Origin of the sequence: Rathayibacter sp. AY1B4, assembly GCF_002932815.1 — a bacterium.
Lineage (GTDB): Bacteria > Actinomycetota > Actinomycetes > Actinomycetales > Microbacteriaceae > Rathayibacter.
In genome coordinates this window covers 26,728-44,481 of the sequence record NZ_PSWN01000024.1, presented here as the reverse complement: position 1 = coordinate 44,481, position 17,754 = coordinate 26,728, and the positions used below count along the sequence as shown (strand labels likewise).

Here is a 17,754-nt window from a genome sequence, read left to right as displayed (position 1 = left end):
CTCGGGCGGAGCGGCTGCGGCGGTCGCCGGAGGGCCGGAGGAACCGGCCTGATTCTCGGGCTGGTCGCTCGGCGCCGGACCCCGCCCGATCCCTCCGCACGGGGCCGGTCCGGAGCCCGGCCTGCCGGAGCCCGCCCCTCAGAGCCGGACGACCAGCTTCACCGCCGACACACCCTCGTGCAGCCGGTCGAGGGCGGGCTGCAGCGCGGCGAGCCCCTCCCCCACCACCTCGGGCGCCGGGGCGCAGACGTGACGGCCCTCGGCGAGCGCCGCCGGCAGGTGGTCGCGCCACAGCATCGGCCCCACCTCGTTCGTCATCAGCGAGCCGCCCCAGACGAAGCGGGCGCGGATGCCGCGTCGACGGGCCGCGATCTGCAGCGCCGCGGTGCCGCCGACCAGGCGCAGCATCGTCCGCACGAAGGCGGCGCTGACACCGCGCCGACGCGGGAGCGAGCCGAACGAGACGGAGGGGCTGGCCAGGGCGACGCGTCGCGCTCCGGTGGCCGCGGCCACCGCCACCGACGGAGCACCGGAGCCCGTCCCGATCGCGAGCACCCCCGCGACCTCGTGGCCCGCGAGCGCCGCCACCAGGTCGGCGACGACGGTGGGGCTGCGGTAGTCGAGCACGATCTCGGCGCCCAGCTCGCGCATCCGCTCGTGGTTGCGGGGGGACGCGGTCGTCGCCACGCGGTGCCCGGAGGCGACGGCGAGCTGGATCGCGTTGCTCCCCACGCTCGTCGTCCCGCCCCAGACCACGACCGTCCTGCCCGTCGGCCGGACCGGGACGCTCGGGTGCGGCAGGGCGAGGTGGTCCCGCTGGAACAGCGCCGTCGCCGCCGTCGAGACCGCGAGCGGCAGCACCGCCGCCTCCTCGAAGCCCAGCCGGTCGGGGATCGGCGCCGCCAGGTCCTCGCGCACGACCGTGTACTCCTGGAAGGCGCCCTCGTCGCGGTTCCGCCGCCCGCGCTCCATCCCGACCGCGTACGCGACGACCCGGTCGCCGACGGCGAAGCGCGTGACTCCAGGGCCGACCGCCTCGACCACTCCGGCCACGTCCTCCCCGAGCACCGCCGGGTACGGCACCCACCGGAACATCAGATCGCCCGTCCACTGCTTCATCTCGTCGACCGGATTCACGGCCAGGGCGCGGTTGCGCAGCAGGACCTCCCCCGGACCGGGGACGGGCATCGGAGCGGGGCGGACGACGAGGCCGGCCCGCGGGGCGGTCAGCAGGGCGGCGGCGTTCTCGGGCACGGGCGGCTCCAGTCGGAAGTGATGGCAGGACGTGTCGTCACACTACTCCTGATGACACGTCGTGTCGTCAGCTATCCTGGGCGGATGTCACGCTGGGCCCCCGACGCCGCCCTCCGCCTCGAGCAGGCGGCGATGGAGCTCTTCGCCGAGCACGGCTACGCGGGCACCACCGTCCCCGCGATCGCGGAGCGCGCCGGGCTCACCACCCGCACCTTCTTCCGCCACTTCGCCGACAAGCGCGACGTCCTCTTCCTCCGCGAGCGCGAGTTCCCCGAGATCGTCGGCCGCCTGCTCGCCGGCGCCCCCGCCGGCCTCGCGCCGATGGACCTCGTGATGCACGGCCTCGAGGCGGCCGCCTCGGGCGACCTCCAGACCTGGCGCGCTCCGATCGCCGCCCGCCATGCCGTCGTGCGCTCCGAGCCGCAGCTGCGCGAGCGCGAGCTCCTGAAGTCGGCCGCCCTCGCCGAGAGCATGCGCGCCGCCCTCGTCGACGCCGGAGTCGCGCCGGAGGACGCGGCCCTCGCCGCCCTCGCGGCCTCCGCCCTCTTCGACCTCGCCCTGGAGCGCTGGCTCGCCGCACCCGACGGGTCCCTCCTGGTCGACGTCCTCCGCGCCGAGCGCGCACGCCTCGGCGCGCTGCTCGCGCGCTGACCCCGCACGCCGCTGTCGAGGCGTCGCGAACGGTCGTCCTCCGCGGCGGGAGGCGGCCGTTCGCGACGCCTCGGACCGGCGAGCGGGGGACGATCCGCTCAGAGCGCCCAGGGGAAGGCGGGGGCGTTCGAGCGGGCGCCCTGCGCGGCCTTCGAGCTGCCGGGCTCGCCGAGCTCGGCGAGCAGCGCCTCCGACTCGCCGACGAGGACCGCGAGCGCGCCGGGCGTGAACCAGTCGGGGCGCAGGGCGAACAGGAGGTCCTCGGTCGCCGTGTTGCCGCTGGCGCCCGGTGCGAAGGGGCAGCCGCCGAGGCCGCCGAGCGCGCCGTCGACCACCGCGGCCCCGGCCTGCACGGCGGCGATCGCGTTCGCGACGCCCGAGCCCCAGGTGTCGTGCCCGTGGAACACGATCTCGCGAGGCGGGGTCTCCGCCGCCACGCGCGAGACGAGCGACGCCACCTGGCCGGCGTGCGCCTGCCCGAGCGTGTCGCAGACGACCACGTCGGCCGCTCCCTCCGCTCGCGGGTCGCGCGCGATCGCGAGCACGCGCTCCGGGTCGACCGGGCCCTCGAACGGGCAGGTGAAGGAGGTGGCGATGCACAGCTGGATCCGCCCGCCGACGCTCTCGGCGAGCGCGACCGCCTCCGGCATCGCGGCCATGCTCGCCTCGGTCGGCCTGCCGACGTTGGCGAGGTTGTGCGAGTCGGACGCCGAGAAGCAGTACTGGAAGCGGCGCGCCCCCGCGGCGGCCGCACGCTCGACGTGGCGCGGAGTCGCGACCCACACCCAGCACCGCTCCAGCTCCTCGGGAGTGAGCGCGGCGATCACGTCGAGGGTGTCGGCCATCGGAGGGACGAGGTCGCTGCGCGCGAGCGAGCCGATCTCGAGCTCGGGCACTCCCGCGGCGAGCAGCGTGCGCGCGAGGTCGACCTTGCGCTCGGTCGTCAGGAGCTTGCCGGTGAGCTGCAGGCCGTCGCGGAGGGTGACGTCGCGCAGGCGCGCGGAGGCGAGCGCGGTCACCGGCCGGCCTCCTCGGCAGCGGCGGCGGAGGGAGCAGCAGCAGCGGCCGGAGCTGCAGCAGCAGCCCCGCCGGCGGAGGGAGCAGCGGGACCGGTGCGCCGGAGCATCCCCAGCACCTCCTCGGTGTCCTGGCCCAGGTCGGGCGCGAGCGAGCGGATGGGGAGGGAGCGGCCGCCGAGCACCGGCACGATCCCCGGGAAGCCCACGCCGCGCAGGGTGCCGCCGGCGTCCTCGACGTCGAAGGCCTGGATCATGTCGCGCGCCGCGTACTGCTCGCTCGCGCTGATGTCGGCGGCCGTGTAGATCGGGCCGGAGGGGACGCCCTCGTCGTCGAGGACCGCGAGCGCCTCGGCGGCGGTGCGGCGCGCCGTCCACACGCCGATCGCCGCGTCCAGCTCGTCGCGCCGGGCCCAGCGCTGCTCGTTCGAGGCGAGCGCCGGGTCCTCGCCCAGGTCGGCGCGGCCGATCACCGCCATCAGCCGCTGGAAGATCGCGTCCGCGTTCCCCGCGATCACGATGCTCGCCCCGTCGGCGCAGGTGTAGGCGTTGGTCGGGGCGATGCCCTCCATCCGCCCGCCGACGCGCTCCCGGACGATGCCGTGCGCCTGGAAATCGGGGATCAGCGACTCCGTCATCGAGAACATCGCCTCGTGCAGCGCCACGTCGACGACCCGCTCCGCCAGCGGTGCCGGATCCAGCCCCGCGGAGCGGCGGGTCTCGCGCTGGAACAGCGCCATCATCACTCCGTAGCCCGCGTACAGCCCGGCGATCGAGTCGCCGATCGAGACGCCCACGCGCACGGGCGGCCGGTCCGGGTCGCCGACCAGCTCGCGGAACCCGCCCATCGCCTCCGCGACCGCCGCGAACCCGGGCCGGGCCGACAGCGGGCCGGTCTGCCCGAAGGCGGAGATGCGGCCGATCACGATGCCGGGCCGGGCCTCGTCGAGCACGGCCGGCCCGATCCCCCAGCGCTCGAGCGTGCCCGGCCGGAAGTTCTCGAGCACCACGTCGCACTCGGCGACCAGGCGGCGGACGGCGTCCCGCCCCTCGTCCGTGCGCAGGTCGAGCGCGATCGAGCGCTTGTTGCGGTTGATCGTGTGGAAGAGGAGCGAGGTCTCGGACCCCTCGTGCAGCCGCCAGCGGCGCAGCTCGTCCCCCGTGCCGGGCCGCTCCACCTTGATCACCTCGGCGCCGAAGTCGGCGAGCAGCCGGCCCGCGGTGGGCGCCGCGATGAAGTTGCCGAGCTCGAGGACGCGGACGCCCGCGAGCGGGAGGGGTGCGGTCATGGCACGGCCTTTCGCTCCCGTCGAGGCTAGCGCGGAGGACGGCGCCACCCCCTGCCCTCACGCGGACGCCCGACCTACACTTGCCGGACATCATGCGCAGACACACCCTCACTCCGCGACCGGACTGGCGAGCCCGCTGCGACGAGATCGGCTTCAGCTTCTACGACCTCCCCTCCGAGGGCGGCCGCCCCTACTGGAACGAGTCCGCGGCCTACTCCTTCGAGCCCGCCGAGATCGACCTGCTCGAGCGCACGACCTCGGAGCTCTTCGACCTCTGCATGGAGGCGTGCGAGCTCGTGGTGCGGAAGGGCCGCTTCGCCGAGTTCGGCATCCCGCCCCGCTTCCACGACCTGGTGCGCACCTCGTGGGATGAGGACGACCCCACGGTCTACGGCCGCTTCGATCTCGCCTACGACGGCGCGGGCGCGGTGAGGCTACTCGAGTTCAACGCCGACACCCCGACCTCGCTGGTCGAGACGGCCGCGGCCCAGTGGCAGTGGCTCGTCGAGACGAAGGGTCCCGACGCCGACCAGTTCAACAGCCTGCACGAGCAGCTCGTCGAGCAGTGGCGCCACCTCCGCCTCGAGCGCTGGAGCCTCGACGAGGGCGCCCGGCTGCACCTCGCGTCGCTGCACGACTCCGGAGACGGCGAGCTGATCGTCGAGGACGCCGACACCGTCGCCTACATGGCCGAGACCGCGGCGCAGGCCGGCTTCGACCCCAAGCTGATCTTCGTCGAGGACATCCGCTACGAGCTCGACGGCGCCGGCTTCCTCGACGGCGACGGCGAGCCGATCCGCCACGTCTTCAAGCTGTACCCGTGGGAGTGGATGCTCGGCGAGCAGTTCGGCGGCCTCCTCCTCGACCGGCGCGAGCGCACCCGCTGGGTCGAGCCGGCGTGGAAGCTCCTGCTCAGCAACAAGCAGCTGCTGGTGGTGCTGTGGGAGATGTTCCGCGGCCACCCGAACCTGCTGCCCGCCTCCGTGCATCCGCTGCCCGGCACCGCGCAGGTGCGCAAGCCGCGCCTGGGCCGGGAGGGCGCTAACGTGACGGTCCTCGACGCCGACGGCTCGGTCGTCGCCGAGAACGGCGGGAGCTACGGCGCCGAGGGCTTCATCCACCAGGAGCGCGCCGAGCTGGCCCGGGTCGACGGGAAGACCGTCGTCATCGGCAGCTGGATCGTCGGCGAGACCCCGGCCGGCATCGACGTGCGCGAGACGAGCGGCCTGATCACCGGCGACCTGGCGGAGTTCGTCCCCCACTACATCGAGGGCGGACGGAGCGACGGGGTCGCGACGGCCGCGGACGGCGCGTCGGCCGCCTCCCGCCCCGGGCACGGCGCCACCCCCGCCTACGGCGCTCCCGCGCCCGGCACCCCCGCGCCCGAGTACGGCGCCCCCGAGCACGACCGGCCGCAGGACACCCGCGCGGCCCGCCCGCAGGACGAGGAGACCCGATGACGGACGACGACCGCACCCCCGGCGATTCGGGGACGCCGAGCTCCGGGAACGACTGGGGCAGCCGCGAGCCCGGGGCGGGCTCCGGCACGCCGAGCGGCGGAACGAGCAGCGGGTCCGGCGACGGCTCCACCCGCACCGCTCCCCACCGCTCCCGGAGCGTCGGCATCAGCGGCATCGCGAAGAACCGCCGCGGCCTGCTCATCGGCGGCGCGGTCGCGGTCGGCGCGGTCGGACTCGCCGTCGCCCTCGCGAACGGCGGCCCCTCGACCGACGGCGTCGTCGCCACGGGAGCCGACGGCCAGGACTACGTCATCCCCGAGAACGCCGAGCGCCCCGTCTACGCGAGCCGCGAGGACTGCCTCGCCGACGTGCGGGAGCAGATCGCCCAGCTCCAGGCGCAGGGCGAGGAGGTCGGCGACGACCCCGAGCAGCTGTGCGAGGCGACCGACGAGTACCGCGGGCACTACGCCGGCGGCTTCTGGCTCGGCCCGCTGATCTTCGCGTCCTCGCGCTGGAACTCGACGCGGGCGACCAGCTGGGCGCCCGTCGCGTCCGGCGGCTTCGCGGCCCGCGGAGCGACCCAGCCCGACGTCGTGCAGCGTGCACCGGCCGGCTCGACCGTCGGCTCGAAGGCGACCCTCTCCGGCGGCTTCGGCTCCTCCGGCAAGTCCGGCTTCGGCTCCACCGTCGGCGGCTGACCGCAGCGCACCTCCGCCCTCGCGCCCGGGACGCGCGGCGAGGCGTCCGCCTGCCGCCGGGACACCGCTCGCCGGCCGTCTCGACGATCGCGGGGACGGCTCGCCGCCGCTCCCTCTCTCAGGAGGAGGGCGTCGCGCTCGGGAAGAAGTGCCGCTCGACAGGATCGCCGTCGGCGTGGGTCAGCGCCGCCGCGCGGATCTCGCGGTCGCGGCCGGTGAGCCGCTGGGTCTCCTGCCGCCGGAACTCGCCCCACGAGGGCACCATGAACGTCTCCAGCTGCACGTCGGCCTCCTCCCCGCTCCGGTAGAGCGCCCACCGCGAGGCGCCGGTCCGGCGGCGGGAGCTCTCCAGCAGCCGCATGGCCGATCGGAAGTCCGCGAGGGAGCCGGGGCGGACCGTCCACGAGATCTGCACCATCACCGGCCCGTCCGTCGGCTCCGGCTCGAACACCAGCGTGGGCGTGGGCCACGACATCGAGATGCTGCGGTCGACGGTGCCCGTCCCCGGCAGCAGGGGCAGCACCCGCACGCTGGCCGCCACGAGGAGGAGCAGAGCGGCCGCCGCGGCGTACGCGGGCGCGGTGCCGAGCACCTGCGCGGCCAGACCCCAGCCGATCGAGCCGACCGCCATGGTCCCCATGAAGACCAGGATGTAGATCGAGGCTCCGCGGGACCGCACCCACTGCGGCAGCGTGAGCTGCAGCGCCGCGTTCAGCACGGTGAGGGTGCCGATCCAGGCCAGCCCCGCGAGGACCAGCAGCAGCAGCGCCGGGACGAGGGGCAGGAAGGCCGCCGCGAGCGTCCCCGCCGCGAACAGCACGGCGCTCGCCCCGATCACGACGTCGTCCGAGAGCTTCCGGCGGGCGAGCGGCAGGGCGAAGACGCCGAGCACGGCGCCGGCACCGAGGGCCCCGAGGAGGAAGCCGTAGCCGCTGGAGTCGAGCTGGAGGCGCTTCGCGGTGAGCGGCAGCAGCGCCCAGAGCGCACTGGCGGGCAGGGCGAAGAGCGCGGAGCGGAGGAGGATCCGGCGGACGAGGTGCGCGGAGGCGACGTACCGGATCCCTCCCTTCAGCGCGGCGCCGAACTGCTCGCGGTCGTCGAGGCCGGTCTGCGCCGGCCGCTTCCACCAGAGCAGGGCGAGCACGGCGCCGATGAAGCTCAGGGCGTTGATGCCGAAGACCACCGGAGCGCCGAACGCCGAGAGGACGACTCCCGCCAGGGCCGGGCCGACCGCGCGGGCGCCGTTCACGGTCACGCCGCCGAGGGCCGACGACGCCGCGATCAGGTTCCGGGGCACGAGCTCCGGCTGGATCGCCTGCCAGGCCGGCGAGGTCAGGGTGGAGGTGATGCCGAGCAGGAAGGTGAAGGCCAGGATCGTCCACGGCGTCAGCGCGCCGACCGCCGCCACGACCGTCAGAGCGGCCGCCAGCAGCGCGCTGGCCGACGACCCCCAGATGAGCAGCCGCCGCCGGTCGAGCGAGTCGGCCAGCACGCCCGCGGGGAGGGCGACGAGGATCGAGGGCGCCAGGCTCGCTGTCTGCACGAGCGCGACGACCGCCGCGCCCGCGGCCGCCTCGACCAGGTACCACTGGGCTCCGACGGTCTGCATCCAGGTGCCGATGTTGCTGCCCAGCTGGGCGAACCACAGCACGCGGAAGGCGGTGATCGCCATGGGCGCCCAGGCCGACGGCTGCGTCGGCGCGGACGTCTGCGCCGGGGCGGCGGGAGCCGGAGCGACGTCCTCAGTCACGGGGCACGGCCTGCCGCACCGAGAAGAGGTTGCCGAACGGGTCCAGCAGCTGGCACAGCCGCTCCCCCGTGAACACCGTCTTCGGACCGCGGTGGGCGACGGCGCCGTTCGCCGTCCAGTCGGCGACGACGGCGTCGACGTCGGGGACCGTCCAGTACGGGCTCGTGCCGTCGGGTCCGGGCCGGTTCAGCTCGTCCCGCTCGTGCAGCGTCAGGCGGGTGCCGTCCAGGTCGTAGGCCACGAGCGCCCCGCCGCGGACGACGGGCTCGCGCCCGAGCCGCGCCGAGTACCAGGCGATCGCGGCGTCGAGGTCGTCGACGAAGTAGAAGACGTTTCCGACTCCGGCGAACTCCGTCGTCGTCATGCTCGGGCCGACGGGAGGGCGTCGCGGAGGAAGGCGAGCGAGGGGCCGATGGCCGCCTCCGTGTACCCCTCGGCGTGACGGGTGCCCGGGATCAGCTGCAGCGTGCTGGCGACTCCGACCGCGGAGAGCGCCGCCTGCATGGCCTGCGCGTCGCTCACGGGGACGAACTCGCCGAGCGAGTTGGCCAGGAACACCGGCCCGCCGTCCGGGGAGGCGTGGCGCGTCGTGGAGGCGGCGGTGAGCAGCCCGCGGTCGCCCCCGACCTCGTTGAGGATCGTCCAGCGCAGGAAGGCGTCGTTCCGGCCGGTCTGGTTGATGTCGGCGCTCTTCATGGCGTCGAGGTCCTGCGTCGTCGGCGTGGCCGGGAGGTCGTCGGTCGCCTCGACGATGCCGAGGAGGTCGAACATCCCCGACCAGCTGACGGCGGGCCGACCGGTGGCGATCGCGGCCTCCACGACCAGGTTCCCGCCCGCCGATCCGCCGAAGAACGCCAGCCTGCTCCGGTCGAACGCCCACTCGGACGCGACCGCCCACCGCTCCGCGGCGAGCACGTCGTCCCTGCTGGCCGGGAAGACCGAGTCCGGAGCCTCGCGGTAGTCCGCCGCGAACACGAGGTAGCCGGCGTCGACCAGCATCGTCGCGAGCGCCCGCTCCTTGCTCTTGTCCCCCCGGAACCACCCGCCGCCGTGGATCAGCACGACGGCCGGCCGAGCAGCGTCCTCGGCCGGGGACACCGACCTGCTGTACACGTCCAGCACCTGCGGCGACGACCCCCCTTCGACGTACGGAACCCCGATGCTCACTGACGGCTCGTCCGACACGGTGACCCCCTCCGGTCCAGATTCTCGACTGCAGTCAGACCGTAGGAGCCGGGGGCGGCGCGAGCCAGGCCCTGCCGGGGTCACCCAGGAGGGCGCCCGCAGGCCCGCCCGCCGCGGCTGGGCGGATCGCGACTAGCCTCGGAGGGTGTTCCTGACCGAGCCGTACGGCTTCCGCGACCGCTCCGCCCTCGACGAGCGCCGGGCCCTGCTCGAGGACGAGCCCTCGGTGCAGCCCCTCCGGGCGTTCCGCGAGGAGCTCCTCGCCCGGCGCACCCGCAGGCATCCGGGTGCCGTGGTGCCCGACTTCGACCCGGCCGAGGCCGGCGTCGAGGCGCGTGCGCTCATCGTGCTGGAGGCCCCGGGACCGATGTCGACCGGCCCCGACGGCTCCGGCTTCGTCTCGGTCGACAACGACGACGCGACCGCCGCCTCGACCTGGACCCTCCGCGACGAGGTCGGACTGCACGCCCGCACCCTGGTCTGGAACATCGTGCCGTGGCAGCTCGACGGCGCCCCCGACGCGGACGAGGTGCGGCAGGGCGCGATGGAGCTGCGTCGGCTCCTGCCGCTGCTCCCCGACCTGCGGGTCGTCGTCAACGCCGGGACCGCGCCGACCAGCGGCTGGAAGAAGAACATCGAGCCGTACCTGGTCGACGGCCCGACGGTCATCGACTCGTGGAGCCCCGGCCAGCGGGCGATGAGCCAGCCCCGCAAGCGCGACGAGCTGAAGCGCGCCTTCGAGCGCGCGACGCACCTGGTCGGCTGAGCCCCCGGGGCTCCGAGGCGTCACGAACGGTCGTCATCCGAGCCGGGAGGCGGCCCTTCGCGACGCCTCGACCGCCGGCGGACGGTCCGCTCAGGCTGAGCGGGCGTCCCGCAGCGCGTCGGCCGACTGCTGCGCGGCGCGGCGGACGTCGCGGTCCGGGTCGCGGAGCATGCCCGTCAGGACGGCCTCGACGCTCGCCGCGAACTCGCCCTTCGCGTCGCGACCGGAGGAGATCCCCGCCAGAGCGGCCGCCACGAGAGCGCGCGCTCCGGCCGCGCGGACCCGGGGGTGCTCGTCGGTGGTCAGGCGGGACAGCTTCTTCTGCCCGCCCAGCACGCGCTCGGCGCAGACGCGGGCGCACATCTCGCGGACGCGCCAGGAGGGGTTCGCGAGTCCGGCGGTCACCGCGTCGGCGGCGTCGTCGTCCCAGACGTAGAGGAGCGCGCGGGCGCCCCAGAGCTCGGGCCAGTAGAGGGAGGGCGCTCCCTTGAGGATCCCGTCGGCGTGCTCGCCGCCCACGGTGAGGAGGAAGGACTCGCCCTCGTAGCCGCCGGTGAGCAGGGCCGCTGATCGCAGGGCGACGCTGCGCTCCCCCTCGCGGGCGACCTGCGCGCGCAGGCGCTCCTCGAGCGGATCGGTGAGGGTGACGGTCGGTTCGTTGTCGCGTGCCATGAGGCTCCCGAGAGTACTCGCCCGCCCCGCGCCTTCGAAGACCCGCAGCGTTCGGCGCCGCGGCGGTCGGCCCTCTCCGTCCTGCGGCGATGGTCCGATCAGCACTCGTGCCACCTGCTGGTCGAGTGGCGCCGCAGGGACCACGGCTGAGGGACGCCTGGTAGATTCGATCCGATCGACCCCCTCCCAAGCCTCTCCGCGATGCTCACATGGGAGGGGCCTTTTTCTTCGGCACCGAGGTACTGCGATGGCACGGAGACCGAGCCTGTCGTGGAAGCAGCAGGTCCAGCTCCTCCGTGACCGCGGGCTCGGCATCGCCGACGGGGAGGCCTGCACGAGCTACCTGGCCGCGCAGAACTACTACCGCTTCTCCGGGTACGCCCGCTACTTCCAGCGGGCTCCGCACGACGGGGACGACTCGTTCGCGGACGGAGTCTCGTTCGAGGACGTCCGAGCGGTCTGCGACGCAGATGAAGCGCTGCGGCAGAGCCTGTGTGCTCGACTGGCCCGTGCCGAGATCCTTCTCCGCAGCCGTACGGCTCATGTCATCGCTCGTGAGCACGGCCCGTACGAGTGCTCTCTCGAGAAGAGCTTCTACTCCGAGTCTCCGAACGCGGAGTCGACAGTCGATTCGTGCCTCCGCGACATCGAGCGCAGCAGGGAACGGCATGTCCTCCGCTTCACGGGGCTCCCCGGCGGCAGGGGCGCCGGAGCCCCCTCGATCATCGAGGACCGCAGTGAGAGCGACGCGACCGGGACGGTCCCGCCCGTCCTGCGCCACCGCGGATGCCGCAGCGGATCGGACGATGCCCGCCCGCTCAGGAGGCGCCCACCGGGAGGTCGGCCCCGCCTGACTATGCTGGTGCCACCCCCGGCAGCCGAGCCCTCTGAGCCTCGTCCGCGCCGGGGTGGCGCGGCTCACCCGCCCGGGGAGCGGAGGAGGTCCTCTCATGGCCGATCGGCCGAACCTCCGCCATGTCGCGGCGGTCGCGGGCGTCTCGCACATGACCGTGTCGCGCGTGCTCAGCGGGCACCCCAACATCAAGGAGTCGACCCGCCAGAAGGTCCTCGAGGCGGTCGACGAGCTCAACTACAGGCCGAACATCGCCGCCCGCTCCCTCGTCACGCAGCGCACCGACCGCATCGGCGTGATGATCGAGAGCGGCGCCGAGTACGGGCCGTCGAGCACCCTCCGCGCGATCGAGCGCGCCGCCCGCGAGAAGGGGTACTCGATCACCTCCGTCGCGCTGCGGCCGGACCTCGAGATGACCCCCACCGACGCGATCGACCACCTGATGGGCCTCGGGATCGACGCGCTCTGCGTGATCGCGCCGCGCTCCTCCTCCGTGGCGACCCTCCGCACCGTCGAGATCGGCGTGCCGACGCTCGTGGTGAAGAGCGACAAGGATCCGAGCTTCCTCACCGTCTCGGTCGACCAGCAGGCCGGCATGTTCCAGGCCGTCGACCACCTGGGCAACCTCGGCCACCGCGACGTGCTGCACCTCTCCGGCCCCCTCGACTGGCTCGACGCGCGCGCCCGCGAGCGCGCCTTCCACAGCCGCGCGAAGTCGTGGGGGATGCACGAGCGCCCCATCGTCATCGGCGACTGGACCCCGGACTCCGGGTACGACTTCGCCGCGAGCCTGCAGTCGGTGCCCGACTTCACCGCGATGGTCGTCGCGAACGACGAGATGGCGCTCGGAGTGATCCACGGCCTCGTCGAGCGCGGGATCCGCGTGCCCGAGGACATGAGCATCGTCGGCTTCGACGACCTGCCCACCGCCCGCCACTTCCTCCCGCCGCTGACGACGGTCCGCCAGGACTTCGACAAGCTGGGGACGACGGTCGCCGAGGTGATCCACGGGAGGATCCGCGGCCAGGAGATCCCGCAGCGCACCCGGATCCCCACGGAGCTGGTGATCCGCTCCTCCACGGCCGCTCCCCGATCGTGACCCTCCTGTTCCCGTCCCGCCGCATGCGCTCGCGTATCATCGGCGGCAGCCCCTGGCACGCCGGACCCTGACGGCGCGCCGCACACGAACCGAGGACGGCACGTGGCGATCTCATCGAGGACGACCCGGAGCTCCGCGGCACCCGTCGTCGAGATGACCGGCATCCGCGTCTCCTTCGCCTCCGGACCCGCTCTGAAGGACGGGAACCTGCGGCTGGTGCCGGGCGAGATCCACGGACTGATGGGCGAGAACGGCGCGGGCAAGTCCACGCTGATCAAGACGCTCACCGGCATCCACCAGCCCGACGCGGGCGAGATCCTCGTCGACGGCGTCGCCCGGCGCTTCAGCGGCCCGGCGGAGGCGAAGGCAGCGGGCATCACGGCCGTGTTCCAGGACGAGCGCCTCACCGACAACCTCAGCATCGGCGAGAACGTGATGCTCGGCCACGAGGTCCGCGGCCGCTTCGGCATCTCCTGGTCGCGCACCCACCACCGCGCGGCCGAGATGCTCGCCGAGCTGGGCCTGGAGGACCTCGATCCGCACCTGCCGCTGCGCTCGCTCTCGCCGGCGATCCGCCAGCTGGTCGCGATCAGCCGCGCGATGGTCGACCGTCCACGCGTGCTCGTGCTCGACGAGCCCACCTCCAGCCTCGACCTCAGCGACGTGGCCCGCCTCTTCACGGTGCTGCGGAGGCTGCGCGACCAGGGCGTCGCGATCCTGTTCGTCTCGCACTTCCTCGAGCAGGTCCTCACCCTCAGCGACCGGCTGACGGTGCTCCGCGACGGCGGCACCGTCGGCGAGTACCCGGCGCACACCATGGACCGCGCCGAGCTGATCGCGAAGATGATCGGCAAGGACATCGACGCGCTGCGGCAGATCGGCTCCGACCGCCGCGAGCACCGCCGCCAGCCGGTCGGCCCGGCGATCTACCGCGCGCACGGGATCGGTCGCCGCGGCGCCGTGGGCCCGACCGATCTGGAGCTGCACCGCGGCGAGATCGTGGGCTTCGCGGGCCTGCGCGGCTCGGGGCGCACCGAGCTGGCGTCGCTGGTGAGCGGGGTCGAGAAGCCGGACACCGGCGAGGTGCTGATCGACGGCGAGCCCGCCCGCATCTCCGACCCGGTGTCGGGCCTGCGCCACCGCATCGCCCACTCGAGCGAGAACCGCCGCGAGGACGGGATCATCGGCGACCTCTCCCTCCGCGAGAACCTCGTGCTGGGCCTGCAGGCTCTGCGCGGCTGGGCGCACCCGCTGTCGGCCGCCGAGACCGACACCCTGGTGCGCACCTACGTCGAGGCGCTGAACATCTCGCCGGCCGACCCGGACATCCCGGTGAAGTACCTCTCCGGAGGCAACCAGCAGAAGGTGGTCCTCGCGCGGTGGCTCGCGACCCGTCCGCGGCTGCTCGTGCTCGACGAGCCGGCGCGCGGGATCGACGTGGCGTCGAAGGTCGAGATCCAGGCGCACATCGCGCAGCTCGCGAAGGAGGGGGTGACCGTCGTCTACATCTCGTCCGAGCTGGAGGAGGTGGTGCGCCTCAGCGACCGCATCGTCGTGTTCAAGGACCGCGAGAAGATCGGCGAGGTCAGCAACGGCCCCTGGCTCACCGTCGACACGATCGTCGAGATGATCGCCGCCGACCGCGACGACGACCTCGACGACGACGACGACTGACCTCCCCCGCCAGCCGAGCGGCCGCACCGTCCACCGGGTCTCGATGAGCCGTCCGGGCTGCTCGACCGCCAGGACCTCGACGCGCCGGCGGGTCCCGCTCGGGCGCCGGGCCTGCGAGGATCCGGGGGTGGACGATCAGCGACCGGACGAGCTCGCGGAGCTGCAGCGGCGCGCCTACGGCCGAGGCTCCGACATCGAGCGGGACCCCGGCGCGCTCGCCCGGCTCTCCGCGCTCGAGGCCCGCGTCCGTCCCGCCCTCGGCACCGCACTGCCGGACGCGGTGGTTCCCGCGGTCTCCCGGGACGCGGCGCCGGAGGACGCGGCACCTCCCGCGGACGCCTCCGCCGACGAGGCGTCCGACCCCCGCGGCCACGTCCCGCCCCGCCGCTCCCGTCGGCGCGGCCTCCTCCTCCCCGCCGCGCTGGCCGCGACGGCCGCCGTCGCCGCGGGGGCCACCCTCCTCGCCACCGCCGAGGACGCACCGCCCGGCCGCGAGGTCGCCGTGCTGCCGCTGTCGAACGGCACCGACCTCCCCGGCTGGGAGGGACTGGGGTTCGACGGATCGGTCACCACCGAGGACTTCGGCGGGCTCACCGTCGTGCGGCAGAGCCTGCCCGCCGACACGGGGCTCACCGTCGTCCGGCAGCGCCGCTCCTCGAGCGCCGGCTCGTGCCTCTCCATCGTGCGGACCGCCGAGCCGCAGGACGGCCTGTTCTTCCAGGGCTGCACGGCCGGAGCGTTCCCCGCGGTCGCGCAGTTCACCGTGACGTCGGCGGCGCCGGAGGCCCTGCGCGAGCGGTTCCCGATCGGCACGTCCCTGCGGTTCGCCCTCGAGGGCGACGAGATCCGCGTCCGATCCGACGCACCCTGACCACTCAGATCCCCGTCCGTCCGTGCGGATCGCCCACCTTCTTCGACTCGCTCGACCCGCGCTCGCGCAGGAACACGGCGAGCGCCGCCATGCTGCCCACCGCGAGGAACTCCGACTGCCAGTTCTGGAGCGTCCGGTTCCAGAAGTCGGCGGAGGAGACGTAGCCGAGCCAGTCGACGGGCGCCTCCAGGCTCGTCAGCTGCTCCTCGTTGTAGGCCACGACGCCCGTCACCGACTGCGCCGCCCAGGACAGCAGGAACACCGCCCCCATCACCAGCAGCAGCGAGTGCGAGAACAGCGCCTGCCGCAGGCCGCCGGCGGACGCCGAGGGCGGCGAGTCGTCCTCCGCGGACGCCCCCGCCTTCTGCTGCTCGTCGGTCTCGAGGCCCTCCTCGCCCACCCGCTTCGACTCGGGCGAGCCGCGCTGCACGAGCCAGACGGTCGCGCCGATGTAGAGGAAGAACTGGAGGTACTCCGACTGCCAGTTCTCGGCGACGTCGATCGCGAAGTCGGAGGAGGTGACGAAGCGCCAGTAGCCGACCTCCCGCAGCCCCTCCGCGACCTGGGTGTCGTTGTACGCGGCGAGCCCGGCGAACGACTGCCCGAGGAGAGCGAGCAGGAAGATCGCGAGGAAGAACAGCGAGAGTCCGTTCTCGCGCAGGAAGCGGCGCATCCGGCTCACCTCCCGAGGATCCCGACGGCGAAGAACCCGATCAGGCCGAGCACGATCACGGCGTAGTACAGGGCGGAAGCGGTGCGCACGTCAGCTCCCGTCCAGGACGCAGTCGAAGGGCGCGTCCGCCACCGGCGTGCACCCCGCCGCGCGCACCAGCCAGCCGTCGTCGCCCGGGGTGAGGAACACCGCGGTGCCGCCGGAGCGCACGATCGCCGCCCGGCCGTCGACCTCGGCGTCCCCTGCTCCGTCTTCCGCGATCCCGAGCTCCAGCACGCCGCCGGGGCAGTCGCCCTCCCGGTCCTCCACGGCCTCGCGGGCGGAGCCGGTGAGCAGCGCGCACGCCGCGGCGCCGTCGCCGTCGGCGAGCGCGGAGAGGAAGGCGTCGGCCGCGCGGCGGGCCGCCGTGCCGTCCGCGGAGCATCCGCAGAGCGCGAGCACGAGGGCCGCCGTCGCGGCCGTCGCGGGGACGGAGCGCGATCGAGGGAGCATCATGGCCAGGGAAGCTACTCCCGGGCCCGACCACCGGGCAGAGGGTTGCCATCGGGCCCTGCGGGCCCCGCGACCGGATCGTTACCGAAGCGCACCGCCGTGCTGTTGCGTCACAAGAATTGTTCACGGTAACATTTCGACGTGGCGCTGCTTCGGCCGGCGCCCACTGCACATCCTGCACTCACCGCACCTCGGGCCGCTAGGCCCGCATTCGAGGCCCTTCGGGGTCCACCATCTCGGGCGCGCTCTTCGTGCCCGCGATCTCAAGGAGGAGATCTATGTCCAAGACGAGGCGTATCGGCCAGTTCCTGGGTTTCGCAGCAGTCGGCGCACTCGCGTTCGGACTCGCGGGCTGCTCGGGCGGTTCCGGCACCGATTCGGGCTCCGGCTCGAGCGGTGACCTCACCACCGTCGGCTTCGTGGCCGTCGGCCCCGAGGGCGCGTGGCGCCAGGCGAACGAGACCAACATCGAGGACACGTTCACCAAGGACGCCGGCTTCGACCTGAAGTACGCACCCGCCACCAACGGAGACCAGAAGTCGCAGATCGACTCCTTCACCTCCTTCGTGGACGAGGGCGTCGACATCATCCTGCTCTCCGCCACGGAGGGCTCCGGCTGGGAGGACTCGCTCGAGCGCGCCCAGGAGGCCGAGATCCCGGTCATCCTGATCGACCGCGGCATCGAGCCGGACAACACCGACCTCTACGTGACCCGCATCGCGCCCGACAACATCGCGGTCAGCACCTCGGTCGCCGACTGGGCCAAGACCACCTTCCCGAGCGGCGCGAAGTACTTCACGCTCGAGGGCCCCGCGGGCGTCTCGGTCGTCAACGAGCGCAACGAGGGCTGGGACGAGGTCATCGGCGCCGACTCGAAGTTCACCAAGATCGGCGCGCAGACCGCGAACTGGTCCACCGAAGAGGCCAAGAGCGTCTTCGAGACCGTCCTGAAGTCGAACAACAACGACGTCCAGCTGGTCTTCGCACAGAACGACGAGATGGGTCTCGGCGCCGTCCAGGCCGTCCAGGAGGCCGGCCTCACCCCCGGCACCGACGTCAAGATCGCCACGATCGACGGCACCAAGAACGCCCTGCAGGCGCTGGCCGACGGCGAGCTGAGCTTCGTCGCCGAGTACAACCCGCTGTTCGGCGAGACCGCCCTCGACGCGGTCGAGAAGACCCTGGCCGGCGAGACGGTCGAGTCCTCGATCGTCGTCCCGAGCGAGACCTTCGACTCGCCCGAGGCCGCCACCACCGCGCTGCCCGACCGCAAGTTCTAGTCGCTCAGCACCACCGGTCGCCCGGCGTCGTCCTCGACGCGGCACCACTCCCCCGGAGCGACCGGGGCCGG

General features: G+C 73.6%; 17 protein-coding genes and 1 pseudogene. 9 read left to right on the top strand and 9 right to left on the bottom strand.

The window, feature by feature from the left end:
* Nucleotides 1-138: 138 nt before the first annotated feature.
* On the bottom strand, nt 139-1,254 hold the full coding sequence (locus C5D66_RS14025) for a zinc-binding alcohol dehydrogenase family protein (RefSeq protein WP_104255606.1): 1,116 nt from the start codon (nt 1,252-1,254) through the stop codon (nt 139-141).
* A gap of 84 nt (nt 1,255-1,338) precedes the next feature.
* Between C5D66_RS14025 and C5D66_RS14020 the strand changes: the two genes are divergently transcribed.
* The gene (locus C5D66_RS14020) at nt 1,339-1,905 is read left to right on the top strand and encodes a TetR/AcrR family transcriptional regulator (RefSeq protein WP_181067937.1); all 567 of its coding nucleotides are present in this window, start codon (nt 1,339-1,341) and stop codon (nt 1,903-1,905) included.
* Between the two features lie 98 nt (nt 1,906-2,003).
* Here the strand turns inward: C5D66_RS14020 and C5D66_RS14015 are convergent, their stop codons facing one another.
* Both C5D66_RS14015 and C5D66_RS14010 read right to left on the bottom strand, forming a co-directional pair.
* Nucleotides 2,004-2,924, bottom strand: a complete 921-nt coding sequence (locus C5D66_RS14015) for a hydroxymethylglutaryl-CoA lyase (protein WP_181125767.1) — start codon at nt 2,922-2,924, stop codon at nt 2,004-2,006.
* Entirely contained in the window at nt 2,921-4,210 is a 1,290-nt protein-coding gene (locus C5D66_RS14010) for a CaiB/BaiF CoA-transferase family protein (RefSeq protein ID WP_104255604.1), read from the bottom strand. The genes C5D66_RS14015 and C5D66_RS14010 overlap by 4 nt, the downstream gene beginning before the upstream one ends.
* 92 nt (nt 4,211-4,302) lie before the next feature.
* Here C5D66_RS14010 and C5D66_RS14005 point away from each other — a divergent pair, with 92 nt between their 5' ends.
* Together C5D66_RS14005 and C5D66_RS14000 are read left to right on the top strand one after the other, a co-directional pair.
* A complete protein-coding gene (locus C5D66_RS14005; RefSeq protein ID WP_146079255.1) occupies nt 4,303-5,670 on the top strand; it encodes a glutathionylspermidine synthase family protein in 1,368 nt (455 codons plus the stop codon).
* Nucleotides 5,667-6,368 carry a hypothetical protein gene (locus C5D66_RS14000; RefSeq protein ID WP_104255603.1) on the top strand — a complete coding sequence of 234 codons (702 nt, stop codon included), beginning with the start codon at nt 5,667-5,669 and terminating at the stop codon, nt 6,366-6,368. The genes C5D66_RS14005 and C5D66_RS14000 overlap by 4 nt, the downstream gene beginning before the upstream one ends.
* Nucleotides 6,369-6,486: 118 nt before the next feature.
* Here C5D66_RS14000 and C5D66_RS13995 read toward each other — a convergent pair whose 3' ends face one another.
* The 3 genes from C5D66_RS13995 to C5D66_RS13985 are packed head-to-tail and all read right to left on the bottom strand — an operon-like array spanning nt 6,487 to nt 9,216.
* Complete coding sequence (locus C5D66_RS13995) at nt 6,487-8,118, bottom strand: MFS transporter (RefSeq protein WP_258061260.1); 1,632 nt, start codon at nt 8,116-8,118, stop codon at nt 6,487-6,489.
* Nucleotides 8,111-8,482 carry a VOC family protein gene (locus C5D66_RS13990; protein ID WP_104250023.1) on the bottom strand — a complete coding sequence of 124 codons (372 nt, stop codon included), beginning with the start codon at nt 8,480-8,482 and terminating at the stop codon, nt 8,111-8,113. The genes C5D66_RS13995 and C5D66_RS13990 overlap by 8 nt, the downstream gene beginning before the upstream one ends.
* Nucleotides 8,479-9,216 (bottom strand): alpha/beta hydrolase, encoded by a 738-nt coding sequence (locus tag C5D66_RS13985; protein WP_181125766.1) that lies wholly within the window; start codon nt 9,214-9,216, stop codon nt 8,479-8,481. The genes C5D66_RS13990 and C5D66_RS13985 overlap by 4 nt, the downstream gene beginning before the upstream one ends.
* 232 nt (nt 9,217-9,448) lie before the next feature.
* On the opposite strand from C5D66_RS13985, the gene C5D66_RS13980 reads away from it, so the two are divergent.
* On the top strand, nt 9,449-10,069 hold the full coding sequence (locus C5D66_RS13980; protein ID WP_104255600.1) for a hypothetical protein: 621 nt from the start codon (nt 9,449-9,451) through the stop codon (nt 10,067-10,069).
* A 90-nt stretch (nt 10,070-10,159) separates the two neighbouring features.
* On the opposite strand, the gene C5D66_RS13975 is transcribed toward C5D66_RS13980, so the two are convergent.
* The gene (locus C5D66_RS13975; RefSeq protein ID WP_258061259.1) at nt 10,160-10,741 is read right to left on the bottom strand and encodes a HEAT repeat domain-containing protein; all 582 of its coding nucleotides are present in this window, start codon (nt 10,739-10,741) and stop codon (nt 10,160-10,162) included.
* Between C5D66_RS13975 and C5D66_RS17655 the strand changes: the two are divergent.
* From C5D66_RS17655 to C5D66_RS13955, 4 genes and pseudogenes are all read left to right on the top strand, one after another.
* A pseudogene (locus tag C5D66_RS17655) lies at nt 10,740-11,390 on the top strand (Abi family protein); the annotation flags it as partial. The gene C5D66_RS13975 and the pseudogene C5D66_RS17655 sit on opposite strands and share 2 nt — an antisense overlap.
* 301 nt (nt 11,391-11,691) lie before the next feature.
* The gene (locus C5D66_RS13965) at nt 11,692-12,693 is read left to right on the top strand and encodes a LacI family DNA-binding transcriptional regulator (protein WP_104255599.1); all 1,002 of its coding nucleotides are present in this window, start codon (nt 11,692-11,694) and stop codon (nt 12,691-12,693) included.
* 153 nt (nt 12,694-12,846) lie between these two features.
* Nucleotides 12,847-14,367, top strand: a complete 1,521-nt coding sequence (locus C5D66_RS13960; protein WP_104255631.1) for a sugar ABC transporter ATP-binding protein — start codon at nt 12,847-12,849, stop codon at nt 14,365-14,367.
* Nucleotides 14,368-14,494: 127 nt separating this feature from the next.
* On the top strand, nt 14,495-15,238 hold the full coding sequence (locus tag C5D66_RS13955; protein WP_104255598.1) for a hypothetical protein: 744 nt from the start codon (nt 14,495-14,497) through the stop codon (nt 15,236-15,238).
* A 4-nt stretch (nt 15,239-15,242) separates the two neighbouring features.
* Here C5D66_RS13955 and C5D66_RS13950 read toward each other — a convergent pair whose 3' ends face one another.
* Complete coding sequence (locus C5D66_RS13950) at nt 15,243-15,911, bottom strand: DUF6766 family protein (RefSeq protein WP_104227010.1); 669 nt, start codon at nt 15,909-15,911, stop codon at nt 15,243-15,245.
* Between the two features lie 90 nt (nt 15,912-16,001).
* On the bottom strand, nt 16,002-16,406 hold the full coding sequence (locus C5D66_RS13945) for a hypothetical protein (protein ID WP_104255597.1): 405 nt from the start codon (nt 16,404-16,406) through the stop codon (nt 16,002-16,004).
* A gap of 275 nt (nt 16,407-16,681) precedes the next feature.
* Here C5D66_RS13945 and C5D66_RS13940 point away from each other — a divergent pair, with 275 nt between their 5' ends.
* The gene (locus C5D66_RS13940) at nt 16,682-17,683 is read left to right on the top strand and encodes an ABC transporter substrate-binding protein (protein WP_104222394.1); all 1,002 of its coding nucleotides are present in this window, start codon (nt 16,682-16,684) and stop codon (nt 17,681-17,683) included.
* Nucleotides 17,684-17,754 lie beyond the last annotated feature (71 nt).

Coding starts and splice junctions, on each gene's coding strand:
- C5D66_RS14000 (WP_104255603.1), top strand. CDS start 5,667: ATGACGGACGACGACCGCACCCCCGGCGATTCGGGGACGCCGAGCTCC.
- C5D66_RS13950 (WP_104227010.1), bottom strand. CDS start 15,911: ATGCGCCGCTTCCTGCGCGAGAACGGACTCTCGCTGTTCTTCCTCGCG.
- C5D66_RS13960 (WP_104255631.1), top strand. CDS start 12,847: ATGACCGGCATCCGCGTCTCCTTCGCCTCCGGACCCGCTCTGAAGGAC.
- C5D66_RS13975 (WP_258061259.1), bottom strand. CDS start 10,741: ATGGCACGCGACAACGAACCGACCGTCACCCTCACCGATCCGCTCGAG.
- C5D66_RS13965 (WP_104255599.1), top strand. CDS start 11,692: ATGGCCGATCGGCCGAACCTCCGCCATGTCGCGGCGGTCGCGGGCGTC.
- C5D66_RS14005 (WP_146079255.1), top strand. CDS start 4,303: ATGCGCAGACACACCCTCACTCCGCGACCGGACTGGCGAGCCCGCTGC.
- C5D66_RS13990 (WP_104250023.1), bottom strand. CDS start 8,482: ATGACGACGACGGAGTTCGCCGGAGTCGGAAACGTCTTCTACTTCGTC.
- C5D66_RS14020 (WP_181067937.1), top strand. CDS start 1,339: ATGTCACGCTGGGCCCCCGACGCCGCCCTCCGCCTCGAGCAGGCGGCG.
- C5D66_RS13940 (WP_104222394.1), top strand. CDS start 16,682: ATGTCCAAGACGAGGCGTATCGGCCAGTTCCTGGGTTTCGCAGCAGTC.
- C5D66_RS14010 (WP_104255604.1), bottom strand. CDS start 4,210: ATGACCGCACCCCTCCCGCTCGCGGGCGTCCGCGTCCTCGAGCTCGGC.
- C5D66_RS13945 (WP_104255597.1), bottom strand. CDS start 16,406: ATGATGCTCCCTCGATCGCGCTCCGTCCCCGCGACGGCCGCGACGGCG.